Origin of the sequence: Acinetobacter sp. C15, assembly GCF_013420645.1 — a bacterium.
In the GTDB taxonomy this organism is placed as follows: Bacteria; Pseudomonadota; Gammaproteobacteria; order Pseudomonadales; family Moraxellaceae; genus Acinetobacter; species Acinetobacter indicus.
The window spans coordinates 18,804-31,478 of record NZ_VOXR01000031.1 but is presented as its reverse complement, the minus strand read 5'-3'; the positions used below and the strand labels follow the sequence as shown (position 1 = coordinate 31,478).

At 48.1% G+C, this 12,675-nt stretch carries 8 protein-coding genes and 1 pseudogene; all 9 read left to right on the top strand.

Features of this window, described 5'->3' with window-relative positions:
• Nucleotides 1-128: 128 nt before the first annotated feature.
• The 9 genes and pseudogenes from FTT63_RS11510 (at nt 129) to gltB (ending at nt 12,675) form a co-directional block, all read left to right on the top strand.
• On the top strand, nt 129-1,151 hold the full coding sequence (locus FTT63_RS11510; RefSeq protein ID WP_160232596.1) for a pilus assembly protein PilM: 1,023 nt from the start codon (nt 129-131) through the stop codon (nt 1,149-1,151).
• On the top strand, nt 1,151-1,786 hold the full coding sequence (locus tag FTT63_RS11505; RefSeq protein WP_005180516.1) for a PilN domain-containing protein: 636 nt from the start codon (nt 1,151-1,153) through the stop codon (nt 1,784-1,786). The genes FTT63_RS11510 and FTT63_RS11505 overlap by 1 nt, the downstream gene beginning before the upstream one ends.
• Complete coding sequence (locus FTT63_RS11500) at nt 1,783-2,502, top strand: type 4a pilus biogenesis protein PilO (protein ID WP_005180513.1); 720 nt, start codon at nt 1,783-1,785, stop codon at nt 2,500-2,502. Before FTT63_RS11505 ends, FTT63_RS11500 begins: the two co-directional genes overlap by 4 nt.
• The gene (locus tag FTT63_RS11495) at nt 2,502-3,029 is read left to right on the top strand and encodes a pilus assembly protein PilP (RefSeq protein WP_045795346.1); all 528 of its coding nucleotides are present in this window, start codon (nt 2,502-2,504) and stop codon (nt 3,027-3,029) included. Before FTT63_RS11500 ends, FTT63_RS11495 begins: the two co-directional genes overlap by 1 nt.
• Before the next feature lie 60 nt (nt 3,030-3,089).
• Nucleotides 3,090-5,228 (top strand): annotated as a pseudogene (pilQ, locus tag FTT63_RS11490) (type IV pilus secretin PilQ).
• A 36-nt stretch (nt 5,229-5,264) separates the two neighbouring features.
• Entirely contained in the window at nt 5,265-5,807 is a 543-nt protein-coding gene (gene aroK / locus FTT63_RS11485; protein WP_075167858.1) for a shikimate kinase AroK, read from the top strand.
• A 22-nt stretch (nt 5,808-5,829) separates the two neighbouring features.
• Nucleotides 5,830-6,912: a 3-dehydroquinate synthase gene (aroB, locus tag FTT63_RS11480; protein WP_180192315.1), complete on the top strand. Its 1,083-nt coding sequence runs from the start codon at nt 5,830-5,832 to the stop codon at nt 6,910-6,912.
• 12 nt (nt 6,913-6,924) lie between these two features.
• The gene (locus FTT63_RS11475) at nt 6,925-7,761 is read left to right on the top strand and encodes a hypothetical protein (protein ID WP_180192314.1); all 837 of its coding nucleotides are present in this window, start codon (nt 6,925-6,927) and stop codon (nt 7,759-7,761) included.
• Nucleotides 7,762-8,199: 438 nt separating this feature from the next.
• Nucleotides 8,200-12,675: a glutamate synthase large subunit gene (gene gltB / locus FTT63_RS11470; protein ID WP_180192313.1), complete on the top strand. Its 4,476-nt coding sequence runs from the start codon at nt 8,200-8,202 to the stop codon at nt 12,673-12,675.

Here is a 12,675-nt window from a genome sequence, read left to right as displayed (position 1 = left end):
TTACACCGTGACAGCCTATGGAATTGAGGTAATCCCTAAAGCAAATGCTTTAGGTTCTTGATGGTGAAGTAGGAATTAAACATCAAACCCACATTGAGTAGGTTTGAGTAGGTTTTAAATAACGGTTAATAGGTGTAGATATTAGTTCTACTTCTGTTAAGTTATTGGAGCTCTCTGTAAAGAATGATCGTTACTGGGTGGAAAGTTACGCCTTGGTACCGCTCTCAGAGGGCAGTGTGGTTGAGAAAAATATTCTGAATCCTGAAGCTGTAGGGGATGCGCTCGAGCGTGCCTTTAATTTGGCCAATACACCGACAACAGCTGCCGCTTTAGCGATTCCAACCTCAATGGTAATTAGCAAGACCATTGAGATGGATGCCGATATGACGGATGACGAACGTGAAGTTCAAATCCGGATGGATGCAGAGCAATATATTCCTTTCCCATTAGATGAAGTTAGCCTGGACTTTGAGGTGCTGCCTGATCGTCTGGCCAATCCAAACCGGGTCAATGTTTTGCTGGTGGCGACACGACTGGAAAATGTCGAGAGTCGCTGTGAAGCGATTGAACTGGCCGGTTTAACCCCAAAAGTGGCAGATGTCGAAAGCTTTGCCATTGAAAATGCCTTTAAAGTCTTCGCCGATACCTTGCCGATGGGGGTAAATACCATTGGTGTGTTAGACATTGGTCATACTATGACCACGCTGTCGGTACTCAAAGACAATAAAATTATCTATACCCGCGAGCAGGTCTTTGGTGGCAAGCAGCTGACCCAGGAAATCCAGAACCGTTATGGTCTGTCCTTTGAAGAAGCCGGCCGCGCCAAGAAAAGCCGTACCTTGCCAGATGATTATGATGTTGAAGTGTTGGAGCCATTCCTTGAGGCGGTGGTGCAGCAGGCGGCACGTTCGCTGCAGTTCTTCTTCTCCTCATCGCAGTTTAATGAAATTGACCATATTCTGCTGGCCGGTGGGAATGCCAATATTCCAGGCCTAGCCAAGCTACTACAGCAAAAACTGGGTTACCGCGTCACCATTGCCAATCCGTTTTTACAGATGGGTTTCTCCTCCAAAATTGATATTAAAAGAATTGAAAGCGATGCCTCTTCATTGATGGTGGCATGTGGCTTGGCATTGAGGAGTTTTGATTAATGGCAAAAATTAACTTACTCCCTTGGCGTGATGAGCTAAGAGAAAAACGAAAAAAAGAATTTATTGCGGTTTGTATTGGGGCTGCATTAATTGGGGTGCTGGCCGTCACGCTGGCATGGTTCTATTACAATCATAAACTTCAAGATCAGGAACAGGCCAATCAGCTGGTGATCAGTACCAACCAGAATCTGGATGTACAGTTAAAGTCGCTGGAAGGTCTGCAAGAGCAGCGTAATGCCATTGTCGAGCGCATGAAGCTGATTCAGGGTCTGCAAAGTCAGCGTCCGGTCGCGGTACGTTTGGTCGATGAACTGGTACGCGTCACCCCAAGCAGCATGTATTTGACCAAAGTGGCCCGTATTGGCAATAAATTTACCTTTGAAGGCAAGGCCGAAAGTCCAAACACGGTAGCAGAGTTCCTGCGTAATCTGGAAGCATCGCCATGGTATCGTAACGCCTTCATGAATTCTTTCTTGGCCGTTGAAGAAAATAAAAACAAGGCACCAAGTTCGGTTGTTCCACGGGTAGAAGAAAGCTATGGCAGCTTCGTGGTAACGGCAGATTTGGATGAAATTGCACTTCCAGGCACAGCACCTGCGTCTGGTACTCAAGCAACAGCGGGGGCAGTACAATGAGTCTCGATCAATATGAAGAAATGAATCAGGATCCTGTTGCTGCGCCAAAGAAAAAAATGACGCTGGATAAATTCCTGCAGCAATGGAATACCTTAGATCCGAATAACTATGGCAGCTGGCCGTTTTCCGTCAAGCTGACCATCTGGATCTTTATCATTATTTTAATTGCCTTCCTGGGCTATTTCCTGGCCATCAAGCCGAAGCTGGATGCAATTTCCAATGCGCGTGCACAAGAGCAGAACCTGCTGAATGAGTTTCGTGAAAAAGATTCCAAACTGCGTAACTTGCAGCAATATCAGGCGCAGTTACAGGAAATGGAAGCCAACTTTAACCAGCAGCTACAACAGTTGCCAAAAGAAACCGAAATTCCAGGTCTGGTTGAAGATGTGAACGTTACGGGTGTGAACTCAGGCCTAAGATTTAAAAATATCCGTCTGGAAAATGAAATCAAGCAAGAGTTCTTTATCGAGCAGCCAATTTCGATTGAAGCCACCGGTGATTATCACGCTTTTGGTTCTTTTGTGAGTGGTACAGCTGCTTTACCGCGAATTGTGACCATGCATGATTTCACTATTACTGCTGGTGAAAACAAGGAAAAGAAAACCGATATTCCACAAATTACCTATGTCGCGAAAGCCAAGACCTATCGCTATGTCGGGAATACCGATGCACAGGCCGGTAATAGTACGACTCCAGCCACAGGAGCAGCACAATGATGAAATTTGAAAAACTTTCGTTGGTTCTGGTGTTGGGCCTACTGGCTGCAGGCTGTGATTCACGTATTGATGCCGTGAATGCACAAATGGCAGAAATCCGTAATCAGCCGCCGTTACCGATTGAACCGGCACCGACTTTTGAGCCGGCACCTGTATTTAACTATGCAGCACATCAGCTGAAAAGCCCGTTTATGCCAAGTTCTCTGGCGGCCGAGCTAAAGATTATGGCGGGTAAACGGGTTTATCCAAACCTGTCGCGCCAGTTGCAGCCTTTAGAAAGCTATGCACTGGAAACCTTAAGCATGAAAGGTAGCATGCGCGGGCAACGCGGCGAGATTCTGGCCCTGATTCAAACTCCAGATGGGGAAATTGAACGGATTCAGCGCGGCAGCTATATGGGCTTGAATCATGGTCGGGTCATCAATATCACACCGACACAAATTGACTTAATTGAGATTATTCCAGATGGTCGCGAAGGGTATGTTGAACGTCCAAGAAGTCTAGTACTGATTGGGCCGGCGCCATAAATTAAAGGAATAAAAATGAATAATACTGTGAAAGATTTTATTTTTGGGGATGGCATTACAATGAACAATTTGTTCCGTCAGTTTTCAATGGGCGCTGTTGCGATGGCCGTCATGCAAGTGGCCAATGCGCAGGTCAGCATTACCAATATTGTACCAATGCAAATTCCAGGACAAGGTACTGAAATTCGTGTCATGTTCAATGGCTTGCCACCTCAGCCTGCAGCCTATCAGCTTGAGCAGCCATCACGTTTGGTGCTGGATTTTGATAAAGCCCAGCAGAGCTTAAAACAGGCCAGCATTCCGGTTGCGACCCGGGAAGCCAGCTCGGTTGAGGTCAGTTCCGATGCCCAGCGTGCACGTTTAACGGTTAATCTGGCTGAAGCGGGTGCTTTTACTACCCGTGTTGAAGGTAATACTTTTATTCTTAAAATTAACAGCACTCAGGCAGCCGCAACACCAGTAGCTGTACAGCAGACGGCTCAAGGCATATCGAATATCGGCTTTCAGCGTGGTGCAGAAGGGGAAGGTCAGGTGGTAATTGACCTGGCAGGCAGCAATACCCCGGTCGATGTACAACAGCAAGGCAGTAAAATTATTGTCCGTACCTTGGGCAATAAAATTCCTGCACATCTGGCGCGCCGTTTAAACGTCAATGATTTTGCCACCCCGGTATCTACCATTGATGCGCAAAATGATGGTGGCAATGGGGTAATTACTATTCAGTCTGCCGGAAGCTATGAATATATGGCGTATCAGGCAGAAAATAAACTGACCATTAGCCTGAAACGTCCGGTAGATAAGAACCCGTTCAAACCGCGTGCAGCACAAAGCTATACCGGCAAAAAGATTTCTTTAGATTTCCAGGATATTGAAGTGCGTCGTGTGCTGCAGTTACTGGCTGATTTTACCGGAATTAACATGGTTGCCGCCGATACGGTACAAGGCAATATCACCTTACGTCTCAAAGATGTGCCGTGGGATCAGGCGCTGGATATTATTTTAAAAACCAAGAATCTGGATAAACGCCGTAACGGCAATGTGATCTGGATTGCACCCGTCGCAGAGCTGATCAAGGCCGAAGAAGAAGAAGCCAAAGCGATTGCACAAAGCGTCAAGCTGGCGCCGCTGCAAACCGAATATATCCAGTTAAATTATGCCAAGGCTGCTGATATTGAGAAACTGATTACTGATGGTAAAAACGCATCCAATTCTCGAGGCGGCACAAATTCGGGTTCTGGGGCAGATCCACTTGGTGATAGCGTCGGTAGTCTGCTCAGCCCACGTGGTACAGTGTCAGTTGATCCACGAACCAACACCCTGATTATTAATGATACTGCACAAAAAATTGACCAGATTCGCGGCATGATTGACTTGCTGGATGTGTCTGTGAAACAGGTGATGATTGAAGCGCGTATTGTGCGTGCCACCACTGACTTTACCAAAGAGATGGGGGTCAAGTGGGGCATCCTGTCACAAGGGATCATGAATAATAATCATCTTCTGGTCGGTGGTAGTGATACCACACTGTGGAATTTACGTGAGCCGGAATTTGACGACGAGCGTGGTGGTTATACCTATGAAATTGAACGTCCACAAAACTTGAATGTCGATTTGGGGGTCACCAGCCCAGGTGCGAGCCGGATTGCTTTTGGTCTCATCAGCCTGTCTGACTTTATGCTGGATTTAGAACTGTCTGCCCTACAAGCTGATGGTTATGGTGAAGTGATTTCGACACCGAAAGTACTGACTGCTGATAAGCAGCAGGCCAAAGTGGCTTCAGGTACGTAGATCCCGTATCAGTCTGCTGAAGGTGGTGGTGTCAATGCGGTGTCCACCACAGAGTTTATTGATGCTACGCTCAGTCTGGACGTAACGCCAAGCATTACCCCGGATGGTAAAGTGCAGATGAACCTGAATATCACCAGTGATAGCCCGGGAGCACCAACGCCGACCGGTCAGCTGACGATTAACAAAAACTCGATCAATACCAATGTACTGGTCGATAATGGTGAAACCGTCGTGCTCGGTGGTATTTTTGAGCAGCAGACAGCCAATCAGCAAACCAAAGTGCCATTCTTGGGTGATATTCCGTATTTAGGCCGTTTATTCCGTAAAGATATTAAATCGGACAATAAACGTGAGTTGCTGATTTTTGTGACACCACGAATTGTTAATGACAGTGTTTCAAGAAATCATTAATATATTTTCAATTTAACAAAATAAATAGGTGACTCCTTGCCAAGCAAAGAGTTTAACGCCCTGCCAAATATCTATTTGGTGGGGCCGATGGGGGCCGGAAAAACCACGGTAGGGCGACATTTGGCAGAGCTGCTCGGACGCGAGTTCCTGGACAGCGATCATGAAATCGAGCGTCGTACCGGGGCCACCATTCCCTGGATTTTTGAAAAAGAAGGGGAAAGTGGTTTCCGTCACCGTGAAACCACCGTCATTGACGAGCTGACCTCTCGTACTCAACTGGTTCTTGCCACCGGCGGTGGTGCAGTCACCCAGGCCCCGAATCGTGAATTCCTCAAACAGCGTGGTATTGTGGTGTATCTGTATACCCCGGTGGAAATCCAGCTGCAACGTACCTACCGCGATAAAAACCGTCCTCTCCTTCAAGTTGAAAATCCTGAACAGAAACTGAAAGATTTGCTTGCAGTACGCGATCCATTATATCGTGAGGTGGCGCATCATATTATTGAAACCAATCAGGGGGCAGCCCGTGATCTGGCGCAAAAAATCCTGAATGTGATCGTGGCGAAGAAATCAATTTAATTGAGTATAGTGTTTTAAAACCATGCAAACCTTATATGTTGAACTCGGCGATCGCCGTTACCCGATTTTTATTGGCAGTGATTTAAATCCTCAGACCTTACTGGAACCTTATATTCAAGGCAAGCAGGTCATGATTGTGAGCAACAGTACCGTAGCGCCTTTGTATTTAAAGCACTATCAAACTGCCATAGAAGCACTGGGTAAACAGGTGGCAACATGTATTTTGCCCGATGGTGAAAAATACAAGGATATTCAGCATCTCAATCTGGTTTTTGATGCCCTGCTGGAGGCCGGGTTTAACCGCGATTGTACCGTGCTGGCACTCGGCGGCGGTGTGATTGGCGATATGGCCGGTTTTGCCTCGGCCTGTTTCCAGCGCGGTGTGTATTTTATTCAGGTGCCGACCACCTTGCTGTCTCAGGTCGATTCTAGTGTGGGTGGGAAAACTGGAATTAACCATCCGCTAGGTAAAAACATGATTGGTGCCTTCCAGCAACCGCAAGTGGTGCTGGCCGACATGTCGCAGCTCAAGACCTTGCCCGATCGTGAGCTGTCTGCCGGTCTGGCCGAAGTGATTAAATATGCGCTGCTGGGTGATATTGAGTTTCTGGACTGGCTAGAACAGCATATGGATGCCTTGGTGGCACGTGATCCGGTCTTGTTGGCGGAAGCGGTGTACCGTTCTTGCGCGCACAAAGCCCGGATTGTCGCCAATGATGAAAAAGAGCAGGGCGAGCGCGCATTGCTGAATTTGGGTCATACCTTTGGCCATGCCATCGAGTCTTATCTCGGTTATGGCGAATGGCTGCATGGCGAAGCGGTTGCGACCGGTATGGTGATGGCCGCCGATTTATCGCATCGGATGGGCTGGATTTCCGCAGAGGATGTTGAGCGTACAAAAAGAATCATTTCTCGTGCCCAATTGCCGATAGTATGTCCTAAAATTCCGTTGGATGATTTTCTCGGTTTTATGGCCCATGACAAGAAAGTGCTGAATGGCCAGTTGCGACTGGTATTAATGCAGTGTCTGGGGCAGGCCATCATTACCCGGGAATTTGATCCGGAATTGATGAAACAGTCTATTCTTGCGCATCAGGCAGCATAAATAAGGGATCCCATGGCAGCAGCATCACAAAGCGTCAAACAACGTGTTCAGAATTCCATCTGGTTGGTGTGTGGTGCGCTGTGTCTGCTGCTGGCGATGATCTTCTGGGCCATTACCGATCGTGATGAGCTGGTTGAAGTCGAAAAAGCCCCGGAATCAGAAGTTGAATTACAGATTCAGCCGGCAAAAGTCGCGGCAACCGCGCATTTGGGTGCCCTGATCGACGAAGTCAAACCGCTGGAACAAACCAAGCGTTTAACCGCTTCCGGTTTGCATGAGCCTGAATTTCGCGGCACCAAATTTATCTCCGAGCAGCGTAAAAACCAGACCATTGAGCTGTTTCGCGTGAGCGAAGAAGATATTATCAAGGGCTTTCTGAAAAAACAGGCTGATCGCCAGAATTTTCTTTATATTCGCTTGAGTGGTGAAAACCGCGCCGAGCAATATGTGTTGCTGTATGGCAATTATAAAAATACCAGTCAGGCGCGAAGCGCTTTAGAACAGCTGGCGCTGCAATTGCCTGCATCGGTCAAACCGGTGGTAACCAGCTTTATGGACTATCTACCGTTTGTGAATGACCTGGGTGCAGAGGAAGTGGGCCTAAACAATAAACTTTATGAAGTGGCTTTAAAGCCGGCTGCGCTGCCGAAAATTGATGAAAGTCTGCTGGCTGCACCAAAACAGAGCGCAACCAGTCCGCAACGCTCCACCACAACCACCACCGTAACCCGCCGTGATCAGGACGGAAACGTGGTGGATGTGCAAAAATCACAAAGTGGTGTTGCTCCACCTGCACCAGCATCGAATAACACCACCACAGAACAAGAAATTAGCGATCCTTTCAATTAAACTGCCGTTCTAAAATAGCGCAGGCTGGTGTATAAAAATAAAGATATGCACAAAAACAGTGCGTATAAAATAAGCGAAACTTCCCTGAAAGCGCACCGCTCTCACTGAAACTTGCCCAAATTAAGTCATTTAAAAATAGCACAATAAAGTTGGCATCATTTTTGCATTATTGGTGCATCAATTGAGTTAATGTCCCTATTTTGGAGCAAGAAAGATTCAATGATTGTGCGAAATCGTCAAATGTTTATGCTTGATTTAAGTGCGTAAAGGCAGTCACGGTTTTCCTCAGCTTGTCATCTTGATCACTCAAGATCAGAGCCAGGAGAAATGAACTTGCTCAACATGGATCTTAAGCTAAGTCAGTCGGACCAGGTCGCAAAAGAAAGTAGATTGTTAATGCCCAGCAAGGGCGCGTTGAAAGAAGGGTACGCTATGCACATGCCATCGCCTAATACTGTAGCTCCCGCTCAAGGTTTATACCAACCGGATGAGTTTAAAGATAACTGTGGTTTCGGTTTAATCGCCCATATGCAGGGTGATGCAAGCCATGATCTCGTCAAGACCGCCATTCATAGTTTGAGTTGTATGACCCACCGTGGTGGTATTGCCGCAGATGGCAAGACGGGCGATGGTTGCGGTCTATTGCTTGCCATGCCAAAGCAGTTCTTCCGTGAAGAAGCCAAACGCTTAAGTGACATTACCTTAAGTGAAGTGTTTGCTGTGGGCACCATTTTCCTGAGCCTCGATCCGGCCTTAGCTGCGCATGCCAAACAGACGTTAACCAAAGAAATTGAAGCAGAAGGCTGTAAAGTCATTGCCTGGCGTGTAGTGCCAACCAATAACGATGCTTTAGGTTCAATTGCCATGCAGTCTTTGCCTGCATTTGAACAGGTCATCGTGAACTGCCCGATTGGCGTGACTGAAGTTGAATTTAACCGTAAATTATTTTTGGCGCGTCGCCGTGCCGAACAGCAACTCAGCAATGATCCGTATTTCTATGTGACCACTTTATGTTCAACTGTGATCAGCTATAAAGGTCTGATGATGCCAGCTGCGATTGCTGACTTCTATACCGACCTGGCTGATGAGCGTTTAGCGTCCCATATTGTGGTGTTCCACCAGCGTTTCTCGACCAATACCTTGCCACGCTGGCCGCTGGCGCAGCCGTTCCGTTATCTGGCACACAATGGTGAAATCAACACCATTACTGCAAACCGTAACTGGGCTTTGGCGCGTACCCCTAAATTTGAAAACCCGTTATTGCCGGGCTTAACCGAGCTGAATCCAATTGTGAACCGTACCGGTTCGGATTCATCCAGCCTGGACAATATGCTGGAAATTCTGGTGGGTGGCGGTATGGATCTGTTCCGTGCGCTACGTATGCTGGTACCACCAGCCTGGCAAAACGTGGAAACCCTGGATGCAGACCTGCGTGCCTTCTATGAATTTAACTCGAAACACATGGAAGCCTGGGATGGTCCGGCAGGTCTGGTGATTCAGGATGGCCGTCATGCCATCTGTATGTTAGACCGTAACGGTTTACGTCCGGCACGCTGGGTCATCACCAAAAATGGTTACATCACCCTGGCTTCTGAAATTGGGGTTTGGGGTTATGAACCAGAAGATGTGGTGTCGAAAGGCCGTGTCGGTCCGGGCCAGATTCTGGTGGTGGATACCATGACCGGCAAAGTGCTGGACACCAGTGATGTAAACCAGCATCTGAAAAAAATGCGTCCTTACCGTGAATGGTTACGTGAAAATTCAATTCGCGTTCAAGGCAGCCCGGAATTAGAAGAATATTTATGTGATCAGGGCTTAAAAGGCGATGGCCTGAAAGCAGCACAGAAAATGTTTATGGTCACTTTTGAAGAGCGTGACCAGTTGCTGCGTCCAATTGCAGAAAGCGGTCAGGAAGCGGTCGGCTCGATGGGCGATGATACCCCAATGGCCGTCTTGTCACGTCAGGTGCGCCATGTATCGGATTATTTCCGTCAGCAGTTTGCGCAGGTCACCAACCCGCCAATCGACCCGTTACGTGAATCAATTGTGATGTCACTGGAAACCTGTCTGGGCCGTGAGCAAAACGTATTTGAACAGGGACCGGAACATGCTGATCGTCTGATCATTTCCAGCCCGGTGCTGTCAAACTCGAAAATGCACCAGATTCGTACTTTAGGACGTAAAGGCTATGAAATTGCCGATATCGACCTGAACTATGCTGAAACAGAAGGTCTGGAGGCAGCAATCACGCGTATTTGCGAGCAGTCTGCACAAGCGATTCGTGATGGCAAAACCTTGCTGGTGCTTTCCGACAAGAAAATCCGTGAAGGCTATCTGCCGGCCAATGCGGTCATGGTGACGGGTGCGGTGCATCACCACCTGATCAATACCGGTTTACGTACCGATGCCAACCTGATTGTGGAAACCGGTTTTGCCCGCGATCCGCATCAATTTGCAGTGTTACTCGGTTTTGGTGCCACCGCCATCTATCCATATCTGGCTTATGATGTGATCAATGATCTGGTGGCTAAAGGTGAATTGCTCGGTGATCCGGTCTATGCACAATCGAACTTCCGTAAAGGGATTGAAAAAGGCCTGCTGAAAGTCCTGTCAAAAATGGGTATTTCAACCGTTGCTTCGTATCGTGGCGGTCAGCTGTTTGAAGCAGTTGGTTTATCTGCCGAAGTAGTGAATACCTGCTTTAGCGGTGTACCAAGCCGTATTCAGGGCGCGACTTTTGTTGATCTGGAAAATGACCAGAAAAAACTGGCCGATACCGCGTGGAAAGCGCGTAAGCCAATTGATCAGGGCGGTTTGCTGAAATTCGTATTTGGCAAGGAATATCATGCCTTTAACCCGGATGTGATCAACTCCTTACACAAGGCGGTACGTTCAGGCAATTATGCCGATTTCAAAGAATACGCCGAGATTGTGAATAAGCGTCCAATCGCGACCATTCGTGATTTATTCAAACTGAAAACAGACAATTCGATTCCACTGGAACAGGTGGAGTCAGTTGAAGAGATTTTACCGCGCTTTGACTCTGCCGGGATGTCTTTAGGTGCATTGTCACCTGAAGCACACGAAGCGATTGCGATTGCCATGAACACGATTGGTGGTCGTTCAAACTCGGGTGAGGGCGGTGAAGATCCAGCGCGTTACGGCACCATCCGTAACTCGAAAATCAAACAAATTGCATCGGGCCGTTTTGGTGTGACGCCTGCTTACTTAACTTCAGCAGAAGTCCTCCAGATTAAAGTCGCGCAAGGTGCAAAACCAGGTGAAGGTGGCCAGTTGCCGGGCGGTAAAGTAAACGGTCTCATTGCCCGTTTACGTTACTCTGTACCGGGCGTAACCTTAATTTCGCCACCACCGCATCACGACATTTACTCGATTGAAGATTTATCACAGTTGATCTTCGATTTAAAACAGGTGAACCCACAGGCGATGGTGTCGGTGAAACTTGTTTCTGAGCCAGGTGTCGGCACGATTGCGGCCGGTGTTGCGAAAGCGTATGCCGATTTCATTACCATTTCTGGTTATGATGGCGGTACAGCGGCTTCGCCACTTTCTTCTATTCACCATGCCGGTTCTCCTTGGGAGCTCGGTCTGTCTGAAGCACATCAGGCACTGCGTGTGAACGATCTGCGTGGTAAAGTTCGCGTACAAACCGATGGGGGTTTAAAAACCGGTCTGGACGTGGTGAAAGCGGCCATCCTCGGTGCAGAAAGCTTCGGTTTTGGTTCTACCCCAATGATCGCTTTAGGTTGTAAATACCTGCGTATCTGTCACCTGAACAACTGTGCGACCGGTGTGGCGACGCAGCAGGATCACTTGCGTCAGGAACACTATATTGGTGAGCCGCAAATGCTGATCAACTTCTTCACCTTTATTGCTGAAGAAACCCGTGAATGGCTGGCGGCACTGGGTGTATCCAGTCTGAAAGACCTGATTGGTCGTACAGACTTGCTGGAAATTCTGCCAGGTGAAACCGACAAACATGCACATCTGGATTTAAGTGCCTTGCTGGAATCGCATCCTGCGGCGGAAGGTAAGGCGCAGTACTGTGAAGTACAAGGCAATGAACCATTCGATAAAGGTATATTGGCCGAGCAGATGGTCAGCGAGATGCTGCCAGCAATTGAAGCCGGTACCGGTGGTGAATTTAATTACAGCATTGGCAACTGTGACCGTTCAATCGGTGCACGTATTTCCGGTGAAATTGCCCGCCGTTATGGCAACCTCGGTATGGAAGCCCATCCGGTGAAAATGAACCTGACCGGTACTGCAGGTCAGTCCCTGGGTGTCTGGAATGCCGGTGGTTTACACATCAAGCTGGAAGGCGATGCCAACGATTATGTGGGTAAAGGGATGGCTGGTGGTCGTCTGTCGATCTTCCCGCCAAAAGGTTCACCGTTCCAGACCCAGAATACCGCGATTATTGGGAACACCTGCCTGTACGGTGCCACTGGCGGTAAACTGTTTGCAGCCGGAACTGCGGGCGAGCGTTTCGCGGTGCGTAACTCGGGTGCCTTTGCCGTGATTGAAGGCGCGGGCGATCACTGCTGTGAATACATGACCGGCGGTATCGTCACCGTACTGGGTAAAGTCGGACACAACTTTGGTGCCGGGATGACAGGTGGTTTTGCTTATGTACTTGATTTGGACAACGACTTCGTTGACCATTACAACCATGAGCTGATCGAGTTAAACCGTATTTCTACAGAGTCGATGGAAGAACATAAAGAGTTCTTGTCACGTATCTTAGATGAGCATATTCAAGAAACGGGTAGTGCCTGGGCGTACAAGATCCGCCATGAGTTTGATTACTACAGCCGTAAGTTCTGGCTGGTAAAACCAAAAGCAGCCAATTTGCTGACTTTGTTAAAAACAACTCAAGCTGATCCTCAATAA

What these genes read in the sequence shown, in the direction of transcription:
- FTT63_RS11475 (WP_180192314.1), top strand. Translation starts at nt 6,925, where the DNA reads ATGGCAGCAGCATCACAAAGCGTCAAACAACGTGTTCAGAATTCCATC.
- FTT63_RS11500 (WP_005180513.1), top strand. Translation starts at nt 1,783, where the DNA reads ATGAGTCTCGATCAATATGAAGAAATGAATCAGGATCCTGTTGCTGCG.
- gltB (WP_180192313.1), top strand. Translation starts at nt 8,200, where the DNA reads ATGCCATCGCCTAATACTGTAGCTCCCGCTCAAGGTTTATACCAACCG.
- FTT63_RS11505 (WP_005180516.1), top strand. Translation starts at nt 1,151, where the DNA reads ATGGCAAAAATTAACTTACTCCCTTGGCGTGATGAGCTAAGAGAAAAA.
- FTT63_RS11495 (WP_045795346.1), top strand. Translation starts at nt 2,502, where the DNA reads ATGAAATTTGAAAAACTTTCGTTGGTTCTGGTGTTGGGCCTACTGGCT.
- aroB (WP_180192315.1), top strand. Translation starts at nt 5,830, where the DNA reads ATGCAAACCTTATATGTTGAACTCGGCGATCGCCGTTACCCGATTTTT.